This window comes from Hydrogenophaga palleronii, from assembly GCF_031457455.1.
GTDB lineage: Bacteria > Pseudomonadota > Gammaproteobacteria > Burkholderiales > Burkholderiaceae_C > Hydrogenophaga > Hydrogenophaga palleronii_A.
In genome coordinates this window covers 40369-63224 of record NZ_JAVDWU010000015.1, presented here as the reverse complement: position 1 = coordinate 63224, position 22856 = coordinate 40369, and the positions used below count along the sequence as shown (strand labels likewise).

The 22856-nt window shown below is 61.8% G+C and carries 22 protein-coding genes; 7 read left to right on the top strand and 15 right to left on the bottom strand.

Features of this window, described 5'->3' with window-relative positions:
• Positions 1–326 precede the first annotated feature (326 nt).
• Positions 327–674, bottom strand: coding sequence for a hypothetical protein (locus J2W49_RS24245; protein ID WP_310322104.1), 348 nt, complete (start codon positions 672–674; stop codon positions 327–329).
• A 360-nt stretch (positions 675–1034) separates the two neighbouring features.
• Here J2W49_RS24245 and J2W49_RS24240 point away from each other — a divergent pair, with 360 nt between their 5' ends.
• Positions 1035–1928, top strand: coding sequence for a universal stress protein (locus J2W49_RS24240; RefSeq protein WP_310322103.1), 894 nt, complete (start codon positions 1035–1037; stop codon positions 1926–1928).
• 26 nt (positions 1929–1954) lie between these two features.
• Here the strand turns inward: J2W49_RS24240 and J2W49_RS24235 are convergent, their stop codons facing one another.
• From J2W49_RS24235 to J2W49_RS24210, 6 genes are read right to left on the bottom strand one after another with little or no spacing between them, the layout of a single operon-like run.
• On the bottom strand, positions 1955–2290 hold the full coding sequence (locus J2W49_RS24235; RefSeq protein ID WP_310322102.1) for a Na+/H+ antiporter subunit G: 336 nt from the start codon (positions 2288–2290) through the stop codon (positions 1955–1957).
• Between the two features lie 2 nt (positions 2291–2292).
• Positions 2293–2568, bottom strand: a complete 276-nt coding sequence (locus J2W49_RS24230; protein WP_310322101.1) for a K+/H+ antiporter subunit F — start codon at positions 2566–2568, stop codon at positions 2293–2295.
• Positions 2565–3053: a Na+/H+ antiporter subunit E gene (locus tag J2W49_RS24225; RefSeq protein ID WP_310322100.1), complete on the bottom strand. Its 489-nt coding sequence runs from the start codon at positions 3051–3053 to the stop codon at positions 2565–2567. The genes J2W49_RS24230 and J2W49_RS24225 overlap by 4 nt, the downstream gene beginning before the upstream one ends.
• Entirely contained in the window at positions 3050–4690 is a 1641-nt protein-coding gene (locus tag J2W49_RS24220) for a monovalent cation/H+ antiporter subunit D (RefSeq protein WP_310322202.1), read from the bottom strand. Before J2W49_RS24220 ends, J2W49_RS24225 begins: the two co-directional genes overlap by 4 nt.
• The gene (locus J2W49_RS24215) at positions 4690–5034 is read right to left on the bottom strand and encodes a Na+/H+ antiporter subunit C (protein ID WP_310322099.1); all 345 of its coding nucleotides are present in this window, start codon (positions 5032–5034) and stop codon (positions 4690–4692) included. The genes J2W49_RS24220 and J2W49_RS24215 overlap by 1 nt, the downstream gene beginning before the upstream one ends.
• A complete protein-coding gene (locus J2W49_RS24210) occupies positions 5022–7943 on the bottom strand; it encodes a monovalent cation/H+ antiporter subunit A (RefSeq protein WP_310322098.1) in 2922 nt (973 codons plus the stop codon). Before J2W49_RS24210 ends, J2W49_RS24215 begins: the two co-directional genes overlap by 13 nt.
• Positions 7944–8161: 218 nt before the next feature.
• Between J2W49_RS24210 and J2W49_RS24205 the strand changes: the two genes are divergently transcribed.
• Together J2W49_RS24205 and J2W49_RS24200 are read left to right on the top strand one after the other, a co-directional pair.
• On the top strand, positions 8162–10903 hold the full coding sequence (locus J2W49_RS24205; protein ID WP_310322092.1) for a cation-transporting P-type ATPase: 2742 nt from the start codon (positions 8162–8164) through the stop codon (positions 10901–10903).
• Between the two features lie 482 nt (positions 10904–11385).
• On the top strand, positions 11386–12141 hold the full coding sequence (locus J2W49_RS24200; protein ID WP_310322090.1) for a hypothetical protein: 756 nt from the start codon (positions 11386–11388) through the stop codon (positions 12139–12141).
• Positions 12142–12226: 85 nt separating this feature from the next.
• Here the strand turns inward: J2W49_RS24200 and J2W49_RS24195 are convergent, their stop codons facing one another.
• The 7 genes from J2W49_RS24195 to J2W49_RS24165 form a co-directional block, all read right to left on the bottom strand.
• Positions 12227–13231 (bottom strand): hypothetical protein, encoded by a 1005-nt coding sequence (locus J2W49_RS24195; protein ID WP_310322088.1) that lies wholly within the window; start codon positions 13229–13231, stop codon positions 12227–12229.
• A 75-nt stretch (positions 13232–13306) separates the two neighbouring features.
• The gene (locus J2W49_RS24190; protein ID WP_310322072.1) at positions 13307–14911 is read right to left on the bottom strand and encodes a Shedu immune nuclease family protein; all 1605 of its coding nucleotides are present in this window, start codon (positions 14909–14911) and stop codon (positions 13307–13309) included.
• A 190-nt stretch (positions 14912–15101) separates the two neighbouring features.
• A complete protein-coding gene (locus J2W49_RS24185; protein ID WP_310322199.1) occupies positions 15102–15881 on the bottom strand; it encodes an HNH endonuclease in 780 nt (259 codons plus the stop codon).
• Positions 15882–15904: 23 nt separating this feature from the next.
• The gene (locus J2W49_RS24180; protein WP_310322070.1) at positions 15905–16450 is read right to left on the bottom strand and encodes an ATP-binding protein; all 546 of its coding nucleotides are present in this window, start codon (positions 16448–16450) and stop codon (positions 15905–15907) included.
• Positions 16447–16764, bottom strand: a complete 318-nt coding sequence (locus J2W49_RS24175) for a hypothetical protein (protein ID WP_405001079.1) — start codon at positions 16762–16764, stop codon at positions 16447–16449. The genes J2W49_RS24180 and J2W49_RS24175 overlap by 4 nt, the downstream gene beginning before the upstream one ends.
• A gap of 109 nt (positions 16765–16873) precedes the next feature.
• On the bottom strand, positions 16874–18346 hold the full coding sequence (locus tag J2W49_RS24170; protein WP_310322065.1) for a PIN domain-containing protein: 1473 nt from the start codon (positions 18344–18346) through the stop codon (positions 16874–16876).
• Between the two features lie 481 nt (positions 18347–18827).
• On the bottom strand, positions 18828–19019 hold the full coding sequence (locus J2W49_RS24165) for a helix-turn-helix domain-containing protein (RefSeq protein ID WP_473092268.1): 192 nt from the start codon (positions 19017–19019) through the stop codon (positions 18828–18830).
• A gap of 174 nt (positions 19020–19193) precedes the next feature.
• Between J2W49_RS24165 and J2W49_RS24160 the strand changes: the two genes are divergently transcribed.
• The 4 genes from J2W49_RS24160 (at position 19194) to J2W49_RS24145 (ending at position 22367) form a co-directional block, all read left to right on the top strand.
• Complete coding sequence (locus tag J2W49_RS24160; RefSeq protein WP_310322063.1) at positions 19194–19433, top strand: hypothetical protein; 240 nt, start codon at positions 19194–19196, stop codon at positions 19431–19433.
• Positions 19426–20796: an Arm DNA-binding domain-containing protein gene (locus tag J2W49_RS24155; protein ID WP_310322060.1), complete on the top strand. Its 1371-nt coding sequence runs from the start codon at positions 19426–19428 to the stop codon at positions 20794–20796. The genes J2W49_RS24160 and J2W49_RS24155 overlap by 8 nt, the downstream gene beginning before the upstream one ends.
• A 135-nt stretch (positions 20797–20931) precedes the next feature.
• The gene (locus tag J2W49_RS24150) at positions 20932–21456 is read left to right on the top strand and encodes a hypothetical protein (RefSeq protein WP_310322057.1); all 525 of its coding nucleotides are present in this window, start codon (positions 20932–20934) and stop codon (positions 21454–21456) included.
• A 119-nt stretch (positions 21457–21575) separates the two neighbouring features.
• Positions 21576–22367 (top strand): hypothetical protein, encoded by a 792-nt coding sequence (locus J2W49_RS24145; protein ID WP_310322055.1) that lies wholly within the window; start codon positions 21576–21578, stop codon positions 22365–22367.
• A 136-nt stretch (positions 22368–22503) separates the two neighbouring features.
• Here the strand turns inward: J2W49_RS24145 and J2W49_RS24140 are convergent, their stop codons facing one another.
• Complete coding sequence (locus J2W49_RS24140) at positions 22504–22677, bottom strand: hypothetical protein (RefSeq protein WP_310322053.1); 174 nt, start codon at positions 22675–22677, stop codon at positions 22504–22506.
• Positions 22678–22856 lie beyond the last annotated feature (179 nt).

Sequence of the window (22856 nt, the reverse complement as noted above, 5' to 3'; positions counted from 1 at the left end):
TGCTTCGCTCGTAGAGCTCATCAAACGTCAGAAAGTCGATGTCGTACGCGCAACGCCCAGATTTCTTTCAGCAGCTTGAAGGGTGCCTCCTGTCCAACGATCTTCCCCTTTTTTTTCCATGGCTCGTGGTTAACGGCAGTGCAGGTGATTTCCACGATGGTCTCCCATCGAGTTGAGGGCCGCATAGCATGCGCCTGAGAGGTGCCAGGTCGTGGCTTGGATCAGAAGTCCGGACTGCGTGAGCGGCTGGCCCGCAGGGCTGCCGGTCAGGAGCCGACAGAGATCTGTGCAGAAGAGCTGCACGCTGCAGTTCCAACAACGGCTGCTCACTGTCTCAAGCGATTTCCGAGGGCTACACCCAGAACAATGGCTGAAAGCTTCAGGTAGGTGTACAAACCTTCTCCCAACTCATGCCCTCGCAAGGCTTCGTTGCTTGGGAACGCGCCCGTCGCTAGTGCAGACAGCGTTCCCAATCCAGCAAACAGAAATCCGGCTGCCACGCCGTGTTTCCATGCGACCAAGCCTGCGGCAAAAGCGTAGGGGAAAATGCTGCGAACTGGGGTGGTTGTCATCGATCCGTACAAACCTACCGCAAGCAAGATTGCAGTTGCGACAATCAGGTGACGCTTGCTCCACGCCGAATCGAGCAGGGCTTCTGTTCTCCTGGGTTTCATTCGTGAAATTCTCGCTGCGTTGCTTTCTTTCCTAGCTCTTTCACCTGACCTGAGTGGGTGCTTCGCTCAGCCTGCAAGCTGGCCAGATACTGCGGCGTCAGAACGTTTTGTGGCACCTCTGACGCGAACCTCCATGGTTGTTGGTCGGTGACACGGAAGCTACGATAGCCGAATGGTCTTCCTAGTTGCCACCGGTGCGCCAACACAATGCCGCCAACAAGGCATGTAAGGCAAGAACTCGATTTGTCCGCGGCAAGCTCCCTTGTGCCGCGATCACATCCCGCTTTTGTCTCTCGCTTCGGACGTCGGCATTCGCAACGCATCACTGCGGTCAAATCGCGCTGAGAGAAAGTATTCATCATGACAAGTCTCGGTCCCATCCTCGTCGCAACCGACTTTTCGGCCCACGCGCGCCACGCCGCTGACCGAGCCGCGCGCCTTGCTCATGAGACGCACTCACCACTGACTTTGATGCACGTTCTGCCGGGGGAGCCGCTCGCGCGGATTCGCGAATGGTTGGGGGCATCGAGTGATCCAGAGCAAAAGATGCGCGACGAAGCGCATGACATGTTGCGCAGCTTGGCCACCGAAATTTCGGTTCGGCGGCATATTGAAGTAGATGCAGAAGATGCCACTGGATCTGCTCTGGATGAAATCCTTCGAGTAGCGGACCGCCTCGATGCGCAACTGCTGGTGCTGGGTGCTCGTGGTGCCGGATTCCTTCGCCGCCTGGTGCTGGGCACCACGTCGGAGAGACTGATGCGGCGCACAGCACGACCCCTGCTCGTGGTGCGGCAATCGCCACACGAGGCCTACAGGCGTGTACTGGTGGCCGTGGACTTCTCTCCCTGGTCTCGCGAGGCTCTGATGCTTGCGCTTCGGGTAGCACCACATGCTCATGTCGTACTCCTCACCGTGTTTCAGGTGCCGTTCGAGGAAAAACTCCACTTTGCGGGCGTCGATGCGGCCACTATTGAGCTGTATCGGAACAAGGCCCGTGCGGAGGCCCGACAAAAGGTGCATGAGCTTGCCAACGAAGTGGGCCTGCCACCCCGGAAGTGGGAGCCGTGCGTTGTCGAGGGCGATGCGTCAATGCGCATCGTCGAGAACGAGCAGTCGCACGACTGTGACCTGGTCGTGCTGGGCAAACATGGGCAGTCCGCCACGGTGGACCTACTGCTCGGCAGTGTGACCAAACACGTATTGGCCGAAGGGAGTGCTGACGTGCTCGTATCGACGCACAGCGGCACCTGAAAGCGGCGCAACCAGAATCTGGGCGCTCAGCGGCCTTTCTGGAAGGGCGCAGGCAGGTCATCGCCCGCTTGGCGACGGCGGAACAGTGCGGCGCGGGCCAGCACGATGGTTGTGACCGGGGCCGAGATCGACAACACGATGATGATCAACCAGACGTGCAGGCTGAGACCGGCTCCGCGCGCGCTGAAGTGGACGATGGAAGCCAGGGTGACGATCCATGCGCCCAGCGTGGAAGCCAGTGCCGGTGCGTGCATGCGCAGGAAAAAATCAGGCAACCGCCAGAGGCCGAGCGCCGCCACCAGCACCACGATGCCACTGCACACAAGCAGAGCAGCCACGATCATTTCGGCAAGTGCTGGCATGGTCAGATCACCTCGCCACGCAGCAGGAACTTCGCCATGGCCACCGAACTGACGAAGCCGAACAGCACCATCACCAGCGCACCTTCGAAATACATCTCGCTGTCGTAGCGGATGGCCAGCACCAGCATCATCAGCATGCTCACCACGTAGACGAAGTCCATCGCCAGCACGCGGTCCTGGGCGCTGGGGCCGCGGAACAGGCGCATCACGCCGACACCCATGGCGAGGGCATACAGAACCAGGGTGGCGGTGATCGCCATCGACAACAAGGCGCTCATTCGAAAATCTCCTTCAACGGCTGTTCGTAGTCGGTCTTGAAGTGCTGGATGAAGGCGGCCTCGTCCTGGAGGTCAAACACGTGCATCAGCAGGGCACTGCGGTCGGGCGCCAGCTCCGACCAGACCGTGCCCGGGATGACGGCCGAGATCATGGCCAGGGCAGCGAGGGCATGTGCATCGCGCAGATCGAGCGGGATGACGACGAAAGTGCCGCGCGGGGGATGCGACTTCGCGCGCAACACGCCCGCAGCGACCTGGAGCGCCGAGCGAACCACCTCGGCGCCGACGCGCAGGATCAGCCGCACCAGCAGACCCCAGCGCCGCAAGGGGCCGGGCCGCGGCCGCAGAGGGGCCATCAGCAGCGGCATCACCACCGCGACCGCGACGCCCATCAGCATCTGGCCGACGCTGAAGCTGCGGGTCAGCAGCAGCCAGCCACCCAGCAGACCGAGCGACAGCCAGGGCGACGGCAGCAGGCGCTTCATGGCGTGACTCCAGGCGTCCGGACGATGGGTCGGGCACCCATCACCGCGTCGATGTACAAATGCGGCGCGTGCAGCGACTCGGCGGCGGCGCGGGTGTAGGCAAGCCCGGACTCGGCCTGCAGCACCAGCGCCACGGAGGCGGCCAGCAGCCCCGCGATCGGCAGCGTCTCGATCACGCGCAGGCGCGGCGGTGGACGGTCCTGCGCGGTCCAGAAGTGGCGCATGCCCACGCGCATCAGCGCGATGGCGCCAAACAGGCCCGAGAGGATCAGCAGCACGAACAAGGCCCAGGCCGCCGGCGTGGACTGCTCGAGCAGCGCGGACAACATGGCCAGCTTGGCCACGAAGCCGGACAGCGGTGGCAGACCCGCCGTCACCAGCGCACAGACCGCAAAGGCGATACCCAAAAATGCCAGTGCGGCCGGGATCACGCGGCCGACCAGGGCTTCTTCGTTGTCGTCGAGGTTGGTGCCGGGGAGAGGCTCGGCGTCCAGGAAGGCCGGCAAGGCGCCGTTGCCGTCGTCGAGATCTTGTGGGTCGACTTCGACCTGGCGGACCCGCTCCAGCAGTTCCACCAGCAGGAACAGCGCGCAGCCCGCCAGCGTGGAGCTCGCTAAATAAAAGAGGGCGCCGCCGTTGAGCACCGGGGCATCAAAGCCGATGGCAGCGATCAACGTCCCCGATGACGCGATCACGGCGTAGCCTGCCAGCCTCGCGAGCTGCTGCGATGCCAGCATGCCCACTGCCCCGAAGGCCAGCGTGACGATGCCCCCCCACACCAGCACCTCGCTGCCGAAGCCGGCCGAGGCGCCGGCATCGGCCGGAAAACACAGGGTCCACAGCCGCAGCACGGCGTAGACACCGACCTTGGTCAGGATGGCGAACACGGCCGCGGACGGTGCGCTGGCCGCGGCATAGGCCGGCGGTAGCCAGAAGTTCAGCGGCCACAGCCCGGCCTTGGCGAGGAAGGCGATCGCCAGGATGGCCGCGCCCGCATGCAGCAGGCCGCGGTCGCTGACCGGCACCGCCGGCAGCTTCTGCGCGATGTCGGCCATGTTCAGCGTGCCGGTGACGCCGTAGAGCACGGCCACGCCGATCAGGAACAGCATGGAAGCGACCAGGTTGATCGCGATGTAGTGCAGACCGGCCCGCACCCGCGCGCCGCCGCCTCCGTGCAGCAGCAGGCCGTAGCTGGCCGCCAGCAGCACCTCGAAGAAGACGAAGAGGTTGAACAGGTCGGCCGTGAGGAAGGCGCCGTAGAGGCCCATCAGTTGCAGCTGGAACAGCACGTGAAAATAGACGCCCGCGTGCTGCCAGCGCGCCAGCGCGTACAGCAGCGAGGCCAGGCCAACGCAGCCGGTCAGCACCACCATCAGCGCCGACAGCCGGTCGGCGACCAGCACGATACCGAAGGGCACGGGCCAGTTGCCGGGCAGGTAGACGCCGAAGGCAGCCGGTGCGTCGCGTCCGGCCACGCCCAGCAGCAGACTCACGGCAACAGCCAGCCCCAGCGTCGTTGACAGCACGTTGACCACCGCCTTCAGGCCACGCCGGCCTTCGCCCAGCAGCAGCATCAGCGCCGCCGTGGCCAGCGGCAGCAGCACCGGCACAACCAGCAGGTGATCCATCATCGCCATCACGGGCGTTCCTCCTGGCCGTCAACATGGTCACCGCCGGACAGGCCGCGTAACGCCAGCAGCACGACGAGAAACAGCGCCGTTGTCGCGAAGCCGATGACGATGGCCGTCAGCACCAGCGACTGCGGCAGCGGGTCGCTGTAGTTAACGAGATCAGCCACCAGGCCCGGCCTGACGATGGGCTCGCGGTCGACAGCCAGGCTGCCAACGCTGAAGATGAACAGGTTGACCGCATAGGACAGCAGCGTGAGGCCTATCAGCACCTGGAAGGTCCGGGGTCTCAGCAGCAACCACACCCCCGCGCTGGCCATCACACCGATCGCGATCGAGATCACGGCTTCCATGCGCTGTCCTTCCGTTCATCAAGGGTCGTGCCCTGCTGGCGGCGTGCGCGCAAGGACTGGTGGGCAATGGCGGTCAGCAGCAGCAGGGTCGAGCCCACGACCACCGCGAAAACACCCAGGTCGTAGAGGGCTGCGGTGGGCAGGTGCACCTCGCCCACCAGCGGCCAGGTGACGTGGGCGGTGTGCGTGGTCAGGAAGGGATGACCCAGCACCAGTGAACCCAGCCCGGTGGTCAGAGCGATGAGCAGGCCGGCGGCGATCCAGCGCGTGGGCAGCAGGTGCAGCCGGGCCTCGACCCAGCGCGTGCCGCTGACCATGTACTGCGCGATAAAGGCGATCGCCACCACCAGGCCGGCGACAAAGCCGCCGCCGGGTTCGTTGTGGCCGCGCATGAAAAGGTGGAAGGCAAACAGCCCGGCCACCGGCAGCAGCAGCCGCACCAGCACCGCCGGCACCTCCAGGTAGGGCGGCAGGTGATGGTCGCCATCCCCGTCGCGGTCGATCAGGTCGGCGCCGGTCGCCTCGACGGGAGCCCGTTGCTGTTCCGTCGGTTCGATCGTCTCCTGCGCCGGGCGGAAGCGCCGCAGCAACGCATACACCGTCAGCCCGACGATGCCGAGCACGGTGATCTCGCCCAGCGTGTCGAAGGCGCGGAAGTCGACCAGCATCACGTTGACCACGTTCGTGCCCCCGCCCTCGGGCAGCGCCCGCTCCAGGAAGAAGGGTGAGATCGACAACGGCGCCTGCCGCGTCAGCAGCGCGTACGACAGCGCCGACAGGCCGCCGCCGATGCCCAGCGCGAGCACAAAATCGCGGCGTCGGTGCCACCTGGCGCGCGTTGCCATGCGCGGATCGTCCAGTTCCACGCGCTTGGGCATCCAGCGCAGGCCCAGCAGGAACAGCACGAGGGTGACCACCTCGACGGCGAGCTGGGTCAATGCCAGGTCCGGGGCCGAGAACCACGCGAAGGTGATGCACAGCGCCAGGCCAACGACGCTGAGCATGGTCAGCGCGGCCAGGCGGTGGAACTTGGCCTGGTTGGCCGCGCCGATGGCACAGGCCCCGGCGACGAGCCACAGCAGCACGAACTCGGGCGTGGCCGCCACGCGTGCGCGATCCCCCCAGGTCAGCGGCACGATCAAAGCCGAGCCCAGGCCGGCCAGGCCGGCGATGAGCAGCAAGGCAAACAGCTGCGGCTGCAGCCGGCGCGTGCCCATCCAGCGCACCAGCCGCCGCGCAGCGTCCGAGAGGCGGGCCAGCCCGTTCTCGAACAGGCGCTTGCCGTCCAGGTGCTGCAGCAGCGGCGCACCGCGGGCCCGACGTTTTTTGAAGCGAGCGGCGAAACGCAGGTAGATGAGCAGGCCGCCCACGGTGGCCACCAGGCTCATCACCAGGGGGGTGTTGAAGCCGTGCCAGACCGCCAGGCTGTAGTCGGGCAGCGTGCCGCCGACCACCGGCTGCGCAGCCAGCGCCAGCACCGGGCCGATGGACCAGGCCGGCAGCGTGCCGACCACCACGCAGGCCAGCACCAGCAGCTCCACGGGCACGCGCATCCAGTGCGTCGGCTCGTGCGGCTTGCGGGGGATGTCGGTGGGCGGCGGACCGAAGAAGACATCGTGACCAAAGCGCAGCGAATACACCACGGCAAACACGCCAGCCAGCGTGGCGGCCGCCGGCAGGCCGTATTCGATGGCCGGGTGCGCCGTGACGAAGACGGTCTCGGCGAAGAACATCTCCTTCGACAGGAAGCCGTTGAGCAGCGGCACGCCGGCCATCGCCGCGCAGGCCACGATGGCCAGCGTGCCGGTGATGGGCATGAAGCGGAACAGGCCGTCGAGTCGGCGCATGTCGCGCGTGCCGGTCTCGTGGTCGATGATGCCGACCGACATGAACAGCGAGGCCTTGAAGGTCGCGTGGTTCATCATGTGGAACACCGCCGCCACCGCGGCCAGCGGGCTGTTCAGGCCCAGCAGCAGCGTGATCAGGCCCAGGTGGCTGATTGTCGAGTAGGCCAGCAGGCCCTTCAGGTCGTTCTGGAACATCGCCACGTAGCTGCCCAGCAGCAGCGTGGTCAGGCCGGCACCGCCAACGATCCAGAACCATTCATCGGTGCCGGACAACACCGACCACAAGCGGGCGAGCAGGAAGACACCGGCCTTGACCATCGTCGCCGAGTGCAGGTAGGCCGAGACCGGCGTGGGCGCGGCCATGGCGTGTGGCAGCCAGAAGTGGAACGGGAACTGCGCGCTCTTGGTCAGCGCGCCCAGCAGCACCAGGCCCAGCGTCAGGGCGTAGAGCGGGTGCGCACGCACCATGTCGCCAGCCTGCAGCACCACATCGAGCTCGTAGCTGCCGACGATGTGGCCCAGCAGCAGCACGCCGGCCAGCAGCGCGAGCCCACCGGTCGCGGTGACGGTGAAGGCCATGCGGGCGCCACGCCGGGCGTCCTTGCGGTGGGTCCAGTAACCGATGAGCAGGAACGAGAAGATGCTGGTCAGCTCCCAGAACACCACCAGCTGCACCAGGTTGCCCGAGACCACAACGCCGAGCATCGCGCCCATGAACCCCAGTAGCAGCGAATAAAAGCGCGCGGCCGGGTCGTCGGCCGACAGGTAGTAGCGCGCATAGACGATGACCAGCAGGCCCATGCCACTGACCAGCATCGCGAACATCCAGGCAAAGCCGTCCAGGCGGACGACGATGTCGATGCCCAGGCTGGGCAGCCAGCTCAGGCGCTCCGACACCACGGTGCCGGCGCTCACGTCGGGGTACAACAAGGCCAACTGCACCGTCACCACCAGGGCGACGACCACGGCCCACAACGATTCGAGGTTGCGGGCGTTGGTCGGCAACAGCGCGGCAACCGCGCTGCCGATGAAGGGCAACGAAAGCAAAAACAGCAAGGACATTGACGTCGAGTTTACTGACAGGGTTATGTGCCGGCTTTCTGATCGCGGGCTTATCCTGCGAACCTGAATTTGACGGAGATCAACCCCAGGTTCGCCCTGTGCGCGATGACTGATACTCGAAGGAACTGCGAGTCAAAGGGTGGGATCGACCCATAACAACACCTGTGCCGATTCCGCATCAGCGCTGCCCGACTTACATAAAAGACGATCTCCCACCGATGTCCGAGACCGCCACGACCCATTCGACCCCGTCGGCACCCCCTCATGCCACCTGGCACGCACTCACGCCCGAGGACGTGCAGCGCCAACTCCAGGCCGAGCCTGGCGGTCTGAGTGCCGACGAAGTCCGGCAACGCCTGGCTTTGCACGGTCCCAATCGCCTGGCGCCCCCAAAACGCCGGGGCCCGCTGCTGCGCTTCGTGCTGCAGTTCCACAACATCCTGCTGTACGTGATGATGGGCGCGGCGGCCATCACGGCGGCGCTCGGCCACTGGGTCGACACCGGCGTTCTGCTGGCTGCGGTGGTGGTCAACGCCATCATCGGCTTCATACAGGAAGGCAAGGCCGAAGCGGCGCTGGAAGCCATCCGCTCGATGCTGTCGCCCCACGCAACCGTGCTGCGCGACGGCCGGAGGCTCGACATCGACGCCTCCGACCTCGTGCCGGGCGACAGGGTGCTGCTGGCCCCGGGCGACCGCGTGCCAGCGGATCTGCGGCTTGTCGAGGTGCGCGATTTGCGGGTGGAAGAAGCCGCACTCACAGGCGAATCGCTGCCGGTCGACAAAGACACGCGGGCCGTCGCGGCCGATGCCCCGCTCGGCGACCGCGCTGGCATGGCCTACTCCGGCACGCTGGTCGTCTATGGACAGGCCACGGGCATCGTCGTGGCCACGGGCAGCCGCACCGAGCTGGGCCAGATCAACCGCATGCTGGCCGGTATCCGCAACATCAGCACGCCGCTGCTGCGCCAGATCGACCGTTTCGGTCGCATCCTTGCACTGACCATCCTCGCGCTGGCGGCGGCGACCTTCGTGCTCGGCGTGCTGTGGCGGGAGCACGCCCCCGCCGAAATGTTCATGATGGTCGTGGCGCTGGCGGCCTCGGCCATCCCCGAGGGCCTGCCGGCCATCATGACGGTGACGCTGGCGCTGGGCGTGCAGCGCATGGCACGGCGCCACGCCATCGTGCGGCGGCTGCCGGCGGTGGAGACCCTGGGTTCGGTCACCGTCATCTGCTCGGACAAGACTGGCACCCTCACGCGCAACGAAATGACGGTGCAACGCGTGGTGTGCGCGGAGCTGGACGTGAACGTGTCCGGCGTGGGTTATGAACCGGTGGGTGACTTCAACATCGGTCCCCATGTGGTGGATGCCAACCGCCACCCCTCGTTGTCGCTGGCCCTGCGTGCAGGCGTGATCTGCAATGACGCCCAACTGCGTGACGACAATGGCGTGTGGCAGGTGGTGGGCGATCCGACCGAAGGTGCCTTGCTCGTGGTCGGGCAGAAGTCCGGCTTCACCCAGCACATCGGAAGCGCCGAGTGGCCACGGCTGGACTCCATCCCCTTCGAATCGCAACACCGCTTCATGGCAACCTGGAATCGCGATGCCGACGGCCAGTCGTGGATCTTCGTGAAGGGCGCTCCGGAGCGCCTGCTCGACATCTGCTCCTTCGAATGCACCGACGCAGGTGACCGCCCGATCGAGGTGGACACCTGGCGCCGCATGGCCAACGACACTGCGGCCAGAGGCCTGCGCCTCCTGGGGCTGGCCTGCAAACGCGCCGAGCCAGCCGGTGCGCAACTCGGCTTCTCCGACGTGGAACACGGTTTCATGATGCTGGGCCTGGTCGGCATCGTGGACCCGCCGCGCGAGGAAGCCATTCGCGCCGTCCAGGAATGCCAAAGGGCTGGTATCCGCGTGAAGATGATCACCGGAGACCACGTCGAGACCGCGCGCGCCATCGGTGCCCAGCTGGGCATTGGCGTCGGAAAACCCGCGATCACGGGCGCAGAGGTGGCCCTGATGGACGATGCGGCCTTGCGACGCGTGGCCATGGAGGTGGATGTGTTTGCGCGCGCCAGCCCGGAACACAAGCTGCGGCTGGTGCAAGCGCTGCAGGAGGATGGTCAGGTCGTCGCGATGACCGGCGACGGGGTCAACGACGCGCCGGCGCTCAAGCGCGCCGATGTGGGCGTGGCCATGGGCAACAAGGGCACCGATGCCGCCAAAGAGGCCTCGGACGTGGTGCTGGCCAACGACAACTTCGCCACCATCGCTGCGGCCGTGCGGGAAGGGCGTGCGGTGTACGACAACCTGAAGAAGTTCATTCTCTTCATGTTGCCCACCAACGGCGGCGAAGCGTTGGTCGTGATCGCGGCGATCATGTTCGAGCTCACCCTGCCACTGACGCCCGCGCAGATCCTGTGGATCAACATGGTCACCTCCAGCACGCTCGGTCTGGCCCTGGCTTTCGAGCCCGCTGAGGATGGCATCATGCGGCGGCGGCCCAGGCCGCCCGGTCAACCCCTGTTGTCGGGTTTCTTCGTCTGGCGTGTGGTGCTGGTGTCGGTCCTCATGATGAGCGGTGCGCTCGGCCTGTTCCTTTGGGAGCTGTCCCACGGGAGCAGCCTGGAGACCGCCCGCACCATGGCCGTCAACGCCATCGTGGTCGCCGAGATGTTCTATCTGCTCAACAGTCGCCACGTTCTGGCGAGTGTGCTGAATCGCGAAGGACTCACCGGGAACCGCGTTGCGCTCCTAGCCATCGCAGCCTGCGTGCCGCTGCAGCTGGCTTTCACACACCTTCCGGTGATGCAGGGCATCTTCGGATCGACTGATCTCCATCTGGCGGAATGGCTGAAGGTCCTGGGGGCGGGCCTGATGGTCTTCTTTATCGCTGAGTTTGAGAAATTTGTCATTCGGCGTTTGCCAATAACTGCCAAGTTGGCGGTGGTGTAACTGGATTGCGATTCGCAGCTTGGCGGGAGCGAGGATCGGCGCGATCGAACTGCTCGCCTTCTGCTGATGCGCAAAAGCGCACAAATAAGGGGAGTTGGTTTACCGCGATTGAAAACCGGTGTCGTTGCCTCTGGGACATCGACCAGCCGCAGTGGTTCGATACCCTCCCATCCAGGTGGCGGGGAAGCTGTCGGTGAGTGACGCGGCGCCAACTGGATGGCGGAGGTCTTATGACCACAGTACCTCGTACAGCAGCCTTTCGGGCCAGCGCCGGTCGCTGTACCCAACAGCCGCTTCTTGCCAGTTAGCGTGTGTACGCTAGGTAGCACCCACCGTCGGCAACCGCTGCACTGCTGCCTCTGGGCATCGCAAAGTCGGTTCAAGGCTGGGAGCGGTCAGTCGATCCTTACTTACTCGACGTCAGCTTGATCGTGAACGGGTCATTCGGCAGCATCAGTTCGACGCGGAAGTACCATTCTTCCATGGCAGACAAGATCACAACGGCTTTCCTGCAGCACGCTGCAAAGATCCTTACCACTCATATCGACGAGGGCGGAGGAGGCCTGTCAGGTGGTAAGGCTGTCGAACTGACGACCGCGTATGCCTACGACTTCGGTATTGAGGTCAAGTACGCGCGATATCCCAACGATGCGCCGAACAAGCGCAGCATGCTATTAGACAACTTAGCGGCCTTTGAACCTAAGCAGCAGTACCAGATCATCCGCGAGCTGTGCGACCGTGTTGACCCGATGGGAGAACGACCGGAGATCGTCAAGCTAAAGACAAAACTTTTCATCGAATTTGCTGAGTGTGCCGATCAGGATCAATTCACCGACATGCACCGGACACTACTGGTCGAGACGCGGCACTGGCTGGCCGATCACCCGGAGTCGCAGAAGCTCTTCAACGAGGCTCTGCAGAAGCACGATCATGGCGTCTTCCGGCGCAATACGCTGGACGACCTTCGGCTTGCCCTGGAGTTGTTGCTGCGCAGCCTCCTCGGCAACGCCAAGTCACTGGAAAACCAGATCCCAGCTATCGGTACATTTGTCCGCGATCGGGGTGGGTCGCCGGAATTGGCGAACATGTTTCAGAAGCTGGTTGACTACTTTTCCAAGTACGAGAACACCTATGTCAAACACGACGATGCCGTTATCGTTGCTGAGGTCGAGTTTGTTTTCGAGCTCACGTCTTCGTTCATGAAGCACTTCATTCGGCTGTCAAAGCCTACGTTCTGATCGCCAAGTTGTTAAGCATCGCTGCGTCGGGTTAAAACATTATTCCTAGTGGTTTAGCGACTGCGCAGGCCCTTACCTATCGCAGCTACTGCACTTGCCACCCATTGGTGTCCCCACAGTCGTTCCAGCACTTTCCGGTAAGCGCAAGAATTTGTTCTAACAGCGCGGGTTCTCCATCTTCCCATTTGCGGATGTCTGCACCACGAAAGAGCCCCCATAGCTCCGAAGGTCGCTGCCACGGGTGGATCATGAAAATCAGCCCTGCAACAGCGGAGAATTCTTCGTCTTCAAGGATGCCGACCTTGTCAAACGTTCCCTCGACACAGGGCTTGCCCTCGAATTCGGGGATGCCCAAGATCAACATGCCTACCTTGCCGAAGGCCAGAGTCCATAGGTCGCCGGTGACTGCCTTGGGGAACATGAAGTCGTCGAGATAGGCGGGTCTGAGTGCCTTGGGCTCGGTGACGTACGGCGGGATGACGCTGAGATTGATGACCAAGAACGTGTTCGGACGTGCGAACTGGTCAGCCTTGATGTTCCCGCGGGTCTTCTCGACGAGCGTGTTGATGGCGCTCATCAACGTCTGATCTCGATTGACCCTGTCTCCGTAGGGTTGCGCCTCGGAAGTCGCGATGGCAACTCGGGCGCCCGCTCGTTGCTGCGCTTCCAGGTAAATGTGCGCGTCGAGCGAGGAGTGCAGGGCATTCGCGATGCCTGTGTCGCCGCCAACCACAGACAACGTCTTCACTTCGAAGCAAATGGATTGGCTGCTGATGGTGGCGGAGAAGTCAGGTGTCTTTTTGTCCCTGACCTCAGGAATGCGCGTCAGCCGCAGTCCCCTGTCCAAGCACATGAGCCAGAAGTGAGCCTCTCCAAGAGTCTGGGCGAACTTGTTGGTCAAATGGGGATTCACGCCGAAACTAGAATCGTCCAGCAATGTGCTCAATGCAGATGCGTAGGCTTGGAGCTCAGCCTCTGCTGCCAGCTTCGCATCGACGGCTTCAACTGCGCCGCTCAGATGAACAAGATAGGCATCTTGCGCCGCGATGCGCGCGCTAGCCAATACAGTTTGGAATTTCTTGAATAGCATTTGCTCTGCCGTTGTGATGTGGTGAGACCCGCATGGGCGCGTCATCGGAGGGCTTGCAAACCCGTCGAATGGATGTCAAAAGAGGTCGCTGTCGTCTTGCGGCGGGGCAGGAGTCGGCGCAGGGCCGGGAGCCCCCGCAGTCATCAGCCGCAGAATCTCGCGCAGCTTGTCGAGCAACTCGTCAAACGTGATCACCACCACGTCCCTTGATGAGTGACGGAACAGGTCTAGCGAGCGCTTCTTCTGGATCGTGTCTGGCGCCGTTCCGGCAATCACGATGCAGTGAACCGCCGACACATGCGTGTCCTTGAGCGCGGGGTCGTGGGACTTGGCCGCGAAGTTGTTTAAGAGCTGGAAGCGCTGATCGAGCACTTGCGCCATCGCGCTGGTCAAATCCTTGTGCGGCGCGTGTAGGTCACCGCGGAACGTTTTGGCCTCAATGAGCTTGGTGGACGGGCGCTTGATCTCGATGAGGGCGAGACTTCCGGTAAATCGCTGCGCGAACAGGAAATCCACGATGCTTTCGCCAGCGCCGTGCAGCATCGTCCCGCCGACATGCGCCTGGTCTTGAATCATGATCACTGGATGGGGGAACGCCAGGCCGAGGACGAATGGGTTGGCCTTGAAGAATGCTTGCCACTTGGACTCCGACAGATTCTTGCCAAGCATGTCTTCGATTTTGGCGATCAGCTCCTTCAACGTGACCTGCTCGATCACAGCCTTGAGCTCCACCAACTGCGAGGGCTGCTCTGCGGCAATCTTCGCGGCGTCGTCGCAGATGACTGTGGCTGCCGCGAGGCGGTCGTCAGCGCTGCGGTTTTGCACGCGCCCCCCCAGCTTGACCAGCTCGTAGATTGCGCCGGGCTTCACCTTGGGGAAGCGCCGCTCGAACTGGACAGGGTCTGCAACGTGCAGCAATTCATTAAAGGCGAGCAATTGGCGTTCGCGTAGCGACTGCGCGCGCGAGCGCGTGGTGATCGAGTCGATGGAGCGCTTAATCGCCGAGAACCGATCAATGCCGAGCTTGAACTTGGGCAGGTCGGCCGACGCGCCATTGCCTGGCTCGATCACCAGCTCGGTGATGCCGTGCATTTCAAGGATTGCGTGCGGGATCAGTCGGTATTCCCACTTGAAGCCAAGTCCATACTTGGCGTGGCGGCCAAAGCCGGTGGGGAGGCTTTCGAGCATCGCGTCGAACTCCCTGATGTTTTCGGGCAGCCACCATGGCTCGTCCTCTTCGGCCAGGATGGTGATCGTGGTCAACTTGTCATACTTTGGGGTCAGAAATGCGGGGCGATACGAGGCCGAAACTCGCGGGAACATGGTGAGCGCGGTCTCGGTCACGCGGGCAAGCAGCACAGTCTGCTGGGTTTTCTCCGTCCCGTCTTCGGGGTGGGCCTCGCCGTGGGCATACACCTCAGCGCAGTCCTCGCCACCATGGGTGGTCTTCTTCAGTGACACGACCATCGCCTCGGCGTCCGGGTTGGTGCCAGGTTCGAGGCCATCGCTTCGCCCATCTTCATGTTCCAACCCATCCCGCTCGTCGAAGAACTCGTCGGCGATGTCCTCTGGTTTGCCGGATTGGTTTTCCTTCTCTTGCGTCATCGTTGCCCTCGCTGGAATTGATAAGTAGGTCTTTGCCTTGATTTTCCCAACAACGGGCATTGCTGCTTGGTCCATTGAAGATATCTACATTCAGCCTGTTGAACGCCTGCTCTCGCTGCAAAGCAGTGCTCTGACCTTCGAGCTTCAGGTCAAGGCAGATTGGGGCCGTCAGTCGCATGACTGACGGTCGGCAGCCATCTAGCGTTGCTGTCCTTGGCGCCGATGGATTGGGTGCTCAAAACGCAGTCGCACAACACGTTGTCAGTCAGTCTTCAACGCCTGCCCGCCAAGTCTCGAAGCCATCGAGTGAGGGACCGCCCATGTTGAGGACAAATTCTTCTCCAAAAAGGACCAGAGCGATATAGCAAGCATAGACGTTGTTGGCATCGTCAATTGGTCTCAACAGCAGCTGATATTCGTGGAGAAGCTCGTAGTGTTCGTTGTCATCTGAGAACACCGTATCTAGTGTGTACAACTGCCGTCTGACGACGGACCATTCACGCGGTCCGCTCCCACGGCGGACGAAGTTTCGGAGCTCATCAAGGGCTGGCTTGTCGACAAGTTCCTCATGTGACTTGCCAGCACGTATGAGCCGAGACGCAAGTGCCTCGAGTCCGACCTTTCCGACAAAACGGGCAAGGACGCGTTCATCTGGAGGTATTGCCCTCTGGAATATCAACGTTCCTTGAGACTGGCCCAACAGCCTCTCGATGAGACGAGCCTCGTCGGCATCCGGATGGGCGGCAATGGAGATGCCCTCGCCGGTGTCCGCGTAAGCCTGTATGCGAGTGCCTGACTCCAGGTGAAAGCCATCGAGCGGGACGACGTGTCCTCGCTTGTTTGGGACGACAGAACTGAAACGGCGTTCCTTGAAGTATGGGGAATCAAGAATCGGCTTCTCGACCTCGCGCGCCAGGTAGTTGTTGCATCCGTCGCAGACGACGCCAGGCCCAAGTACATGCTCGGTGTTTCCGAAGGACTCAGGCACGATGTGCTCCCTGGACCGGGAAGTTGACGAGTCGGCTTTGCAGAAGAGGCAACGCAGTTTTTTTCTCCTTCGACACTCGGCTATCGGCGCGAGACGCCCATGCCTTTCGAAAGCCGTTCCAACCAGGTCTCCACCTCCTGGGCGGTCGGGGAATCGAGAGCTTTCAAGGGAATGCCCAACACCTTGGCTGCCTCAGCGCTGTGGGCGTCCTCAGCCTTGCTGAACTCGGCTAGTTCTGCCTCAGTCCAGCTGGTGTCTTGCCTAGCATGCAGACGCTCGAGCAGGACTGGCACAGGACAACGGATCAACAAGATTGACGAGCACTCCAGTGCCCGAAACACGTCGACAGGCAGCCTTTCATGGGTGCCAGGTGCTCGTCGAAGCACAAAGTGGCCGTCTATGACGAGCGTCGCGCCGCTCTCTCGGATGCGTCTGGCGGCCGAAATGAGCGCCATCTGGTTCTGGTCCACGTCCGAAACCATCTTCGCGCCGTCCCACGAGGCCTGCCCGCGCTCCTCTTTAATGAGTTGGCTGGCCGTGGCATGCACCAGCCCTAGCTTCTGACAGGCCGGTTTGGTGGCAAAGGTCTTTCCCGCGCCATGGACTCCAGCGACGAAGATGGTCATTCGAATTCCTCGACAAGACCGAACTGTTTGCCGATGCGGCGCAGTTCGGTTGAAGTCAAGTAGCGATAGGACTGCGGCGGACGGAAATCCTTGAAAAGCAACTTCGGTCGAATCGGCTTCTCCGGGACGGTCAGGCTTCCCAGCAAGACGCCATATGCTTGGTCCTTGCCTGCGAAATACTCCATGAGTTCCTTGCGTTCAAGACCCGGCCCGCGCGCGCGGCATTTCGTCCAGACGGACGCAGGTGACGCGAAAACCGCCCCCTCGATGTCCACGATGCCGACCAGGCGCTGAACCGGAGAGCTGGAGTACACGACGGCCAGGCCAACGGGCTCCGCAGCCCAAGACCGACGAAACTCCACCGTCTTGGTCCCAGCGAGTATCTGCTCGGCAAACCTTGGCTTAACGGAAAGTAGCAAGGCTCTAGGCCCCTGTGGCCGCAAGCACTCTTGAAAACGCGTCATCGGAAATTTTGGTAATAGATTGAATGTTGCCAGCGACCACTCCGTCATCTAGAAGGCGCTTGAGGGGGGCCGGTGCTGGGAAGTGCTTTACGAGCCTGAAGAGGATGACCTTCGTTGGCCGAGTGGCCATGTCTTCAATCTCTTTGATGCTGTAAACGGTGCGCCTGCTGACCATGGCGGCGATGCTAGCGGCGTCGTTGAGCACTGCGAACTGTTCCACCACGCCGAGCGAGGTGACCGCCTGTTCATCCTCTGACCTGTAGAACAGCAGTACGTCGCCTGGTCTGATCTGTTTCGATGCCGAATGGCAAAGGTAGGCCAGCTTGATGGCATTGCCCACGCTACCTTGGGGTGCAAAGAGCTGGGATTGAAGTGCCTGATAGTCGGGGAAGAGTATCCGATGGAATTCCCGCTGGATCGGTACTAGAAATTTTTGGACCTGATGACCGTCCCGGAAGTGGGGGTAGAAACGTCGGACAAATTCGAGTGCAGAGAGTCCTGCGGTGTCTGGGGGGGTGATTGGGTGCTGCTTCACGAAGACCCGGTCCGCCTCATAGGATCCGACATCTTCAAAGCCGAAGTCGACGAGGAGGTCCACGAGGTATGCATGCCTTTCCACGTCGGCGTGGATGAAGATGTGCTCGCATGCGTTCTCGGTCCCAAAGCGGAATGCGGCCTTCAGGAAGAGCTCGCCAATCTTGCGTCCACGGACGTTCTGGCCGACCTTGAATGTGCAGAGCTTCAGGGCTTTGCCGTTTAGGCGTTTGCCCGCGTTGGTAACGACTTCGTCAGTCTGAACGTCGTACACGCAGATCGCGCCGAGCAGGCCAGTCTCATCCCGATAGACCCACGCCTTCCGGTTTTCCCTAGCCTTTCTGCGGAACCAGTCGTCGAAGCCTGTATAACCCTCGCGCAGGCTGCCGAAGAAGGTGTCCGAAAGCTCTGGCGTCAAGCTGTGCAGCGGAACATCGTCGATGTTCGGCAGCACGACATCGAACGGCTGATGCAGCCGCCGTAGCCAGTCTTCGGCGGTTTGGATGTTGTAGGTTCGGTGACCCAGACCGCGTGCTCGGGCCTTCGACCGGAGCCCCTTGTCTTCCGTTACTAGCGCATGTGCCGCATCGCACTCAAGGGCATATAGAATTTCGTTGTCACAGGCGTCGTTTAGGCTTGTAGTGGGCGTATTCCATGGGCATTTGGCGGGGCGCTCTAGAGCTGGGTACCGGCGGATATGCTCCAAGTTCCTTGCGCGTCGGCCCAGGTCGGTGTCCCTTTCGAAGTCTTCGATGCTTGCTGGGTGATAGACCAGCTTGTGGCCGCCGACAAGCGCGAGCCGATGGAAGTTTGCTAGGTTGTCACCTAGTGCGGCATATGAGTTTTGCAGCGGTATCAGGACATTGGTGTCGAGTAGAAGCGTTAATTGCTTCGGCACAGATCTCCTCCCTGGAGCCCTGCGGGTATAGGTCTCTGCGCAGAGACCCAGACTCACCGCATTGGATGTCTTACATGTGGATGCCTCAGAGCCATCTTACAGACTGGGCAAGCCGCTGTGCTCACCTTGCTAGTTCGTCGTCGCGCTCCACTCTTGAGCGTCCGCCGCCGCTGTACTCCGCAGTCAAACAATCCATTGCGCTTTGGGCGGACATAGTTTGAACGTCGGCGGCGGCATCTTGGCGGCATGCTGAACGACCAGCAGTGAACCAAACGACGCGTCTGAACGCTCGCTTCACGATGACAAGCGGACCTCCATGGCAAAACAGAGGAACGACCGAAGTCGCTGCAGACCGCATGCTCAGATTGTTGGCGACGACTGAATCAGATCGGTGTGTACACGGCTCGTCCCGCAGTCTTCATCCCAAGAAGCTGCATGCTTGCACTCATCAGCTCCCGGTTCGCACCAGAATCCTCCGCCTCTAGGGTGAGGGCGGGTCCTCGCAAAACTCGAAAAGATCGCCCACAGCGACTTGAAAGTAACTGCAAAGAGCGTTGATGGCATCAAGATCAACGCGAGTCGCTGTCTCTTGGTACAGAAGCGTGATGGTGTTGCGGTGGAGTCCAGTATCGCGCGCCACATCGCTGATCTTCAGCTTTCGCTCTCCCATCAATCGGGACAGGTGGCACTTGATCAAGACGTACTCCGAGAAAAAATGTCATCCAAGATGACATAAAGCACTTGACGATGGCATTTATCACTCCATAATGCCACTCAGGATGACAAAAAAGCGATTTGAATGCTCTTTTGTTGTTCTGATTGTCCCATTAACCAGAAGGAGTGAGAAGTGTCTGCATGCACCTACCTGACGACCGATGAGTTGTCGTCTCGAATCAAATACGACAGTCGAACCATCCGAGATCGCCTGAAAGACAGCGTGTTGCTGGAAGGGCGTCACTACATCCGACCCTTTGGGGGCCGCAAGACGCTCTACATCTGGGAGCGCATTGAGGCCGACATGGCCGAACACTCGGCCGTGAATACCGCAGACATTCCACTGGCCAGCGGAGGTGTGATCCATGGGTAGTGTTCGCCGCCATGAAAGCAAAGGCACGCTGTTCATGGACTTCCGCTATTCAGGTCAACGGTTGCGTGAGTACACAACTCTTCCGGACAGTCCTGCCAACCGCAAGCGCCTGCAAAAAGCCCTCGACCGCATCGAAGCCGAAATCGCCCTCGGCACCTTCGACTACCAGAAGACCTTCGGCAAACTACTGCCGTCGCGTGACCCTGCTGCTGAAGCAGCCGAGGAGGCGAGCGCACCGGACCTGCAGCGCCAGCCCTCAACCCGCACCGGCACACCCACGTTCACAGAGTTCGCTGAACAGTGGTTCGCGGAGTCGGAAGTGTCGTGGCGGCGCAGCTACCGCGTCACGCAGCGTGGGTCGATCGACCAGTACCTCATTCCCTATTTCGGGGAGAAGGAGGTCGGCCAGATCACCAAGGCAGACGTACTGGCATTTCGGGCAACACTCGCCAAAGTAACCACCCGAAAATCCCAGAGCACATTGTCCAACCGTCGCATCAACTCCGTGTTGAAGCCGCTGCGGCAGATCCTCAACGAAGCGGCCGACCGGTTCGAGTTTACTTCCGCGTTTCGCAACATCAAACCGCTCAAGATGAAGCGCAGCGATGTGATGCCTTTCACCCTGGACGAGGTCCAGCGCATCCTGAGCACCGCGCGGCCTGACTACCGCGACTACTTCACTGTGCGCTTCTTCACCGGCATGCGAACGGGTGAGGTGCACGGGCTGAAGTGGAAGTACATCGATTTCGAGCGGAGACTGATCCTGGTGCGCGAAGCCATCGTGATGAAGGAAGAGGACGAGCTCAAGACCGATGGCAGCATGCGCGACATCCAGATGAACGACCTGGTGTTCGACGCCTTGCAAAGGCAGTTCAAGGTCACGGGCAAGACCGCCGAGTTCGTGTTCTGCAACCGCAGTGGTGGGCCCATCGACAACCAGAACTTTCTGAACCGCGTGTGGGCGCCGCTGTTGCGACACCTGAGCATCCCGCACCGCCGGGCCTACCAGATGCGCCATACATCAGCCACGCTGTGGCTCGCGTCAGGCGAGGCACCGGAGTGGATCGCGCGACAGCTGGGTCACACCAGCACAGAAATGCTGTTCCGCATCTACAGCCGGTACGTGCCCAACCTGACCCGGCGCGACGGCTCGGCCATGGAGCGGCTGCTCAAACAGCACATATCCGTGGTGCCGGTCACTGGCCTGGCCATTCGGCTGGACGAGAAGCAATCAACGGGTGCTGATCGGTTGGTTCATTTGGGCCTGCCGCACCAGGCCGGCACAGGCGAAAAACCGCAGTCCAGTGTGGACGTCGATTGCCACGCACACAACGCCGAGAGCTCTCCGTCCCCCAGCGGCTGATCCAACAGCCGATCCCAACCAACGTCAGAAACACATGCCTGAGAACGAGGGCAGGGCGGAGCCACGTCTGCCGACCGCAAAGCCAGTGCTCCTGACCAACTCAGATCAGCCCGAAGAACCAACTTGGAAATCAACATGAACCGTCAAAACAAACCCAGCACTTCCGGAAACGCAAAACCTGCAGCAGCCCCGAAGGTAAAAAAACCAAGCGCCTCGTCCAAGCGCACCTCCACCACAGGGAAAGCAGATACCAAAAGCACAGGGCATGTCCCGCCCGAAGCTTCTACGGGGGCAAGCCCGTCGGCAAGGCCAGGCTCAGTACCCACAACTGTGCAATTGCACCAGGTGTTCGCCGTCGGGCTGGTCAGTCTCACCGACAGGAGCCACACCGCCATGGGCACAGAGGCGGCCCTGCGACTGAGAGAGGCGCTGGATGAAGCCGTCCTGCCACTGGCTGTCATGACCGACACCGATGCCTTTGAGATCACGCTTGCCTTGATGGCCCCTGAAACGGTGTTTCCGGTGATGCCGGGTGGTCGAGCGAAACAGCGGGAGCCTGCAGACCGTGCGGAGAAGGGTGAGAGGGCGGGTAGGGGGAATAGTACGGATATGGCGCCCAAGGCTCCCAGCAAGAACTCACCGCTGCGCAAGGCGACCTGACCGGTTTGGAGGGGTGAAGCCGAAGCCACTTTTGTCTGTGCGCGCTCCACCCCTTCCGCGACAGATTTGACCCCCTGAAATCAATCCCTGAAACCTTCATTGCACCCAAGGACCTCCTCATGAACAACCCCACCCGCCGCAATGTTCACTCTTCTTCAGCACCCAGCACCAGCCGCTCGGTGCGCTCGCAGCATCTGCGTGTTTTCCCACCAGTGCCCAGCGCTGGCCTGGCTCAGCATGCACCGCTGGTCCCACCGGATTCACTCATCCTGCAGGGCTTGACCGGTCCGGTGGCGCTTCCTCCCACGCGAGAAGTGCCCGAGGTCTACCTCCCCGGAGATCCGATGCGAATGCACCCCAAGTGGGTCAGCCTGCTGCGCAACCGCATGCACGCCGAACGCCCTCAAGTGAATGACGCCTTTCTGGAACGCTTCCTGAACAAGGTGTTCCAGGACAACCTGATGGTGGAAGTGTTTCACCACATGCGCCTGCCCAAGGGCGGAGACCCAGCCGTACCCATGCCGGCGCTTCTGCCGCTGCGTGAAGCAATTCGGGCCGGGCAACGGGCTGCGAGCATGAAGGTGATCGATACCCGGGAACGCGGGTTTGTTTTTTCTGCCGCCTTTGTGCAGTCCTGCGCCTTGTTCCACTGCGCCCATCCTTATGTAAAAACCCACTATGGCCCGGACGGCATCACGCCCGCGGAGGTGCAGGCGATCAAGCTGCTTCTGCTGGAAGACGCCTTGCGCGATCTGCGCAGCCAGGACACGGCCAGGGGAGAAACCATGACCGCCGTGCTGGACCACGCACCGCGCGATGTGCGTAACGCCGAGCAGGTGGCCCGCATCGCTGCGGCGGTGCACTTGAGCAACCTGCCGATTCAGGCGGAGTGGGGAAGCAAGGTTAATTGAACGACAAGTCAACAAAGCCCGCAGTCCGTCTGATCGAACTGCGGGCTTTGTCAGTCGCTCTGATCAAGTCGGCAGTGCACTACCCGCAGCAGCTTCCGCTATGGGGGGTACAGACCGAGTCTTTCGCGCGGTGAACTCAGGCGTCAGTCTTGTGGGAGCTGGTGTCCCCGACTGCCGCGTCTCGCAAGCGCTGTGTCTCTTCTTTGAGCTCTCTTGTCTTCTCTTTCACCGCAGGCCAAATGATGAGCGCCAGGATGATTCCCAGGATCAATGCGCTGTTGATCAACGTGAGGGGAAGGGTCTCAAACATGATGTGCGATGAATTGGTGAATGCGCTTTCAAGTATAGAGTTTTGAGGTGAGGGATCAACCCCTTGGGCACTCGCCGATCGTCAGCACAAGCCCGTCACCCCTTGCCCTCTGGGTGCAGGTCTGCCCATCCTCCACAACCATCCGAAATCGAATGCTTGTAGGGGAAAATCCATCCAAC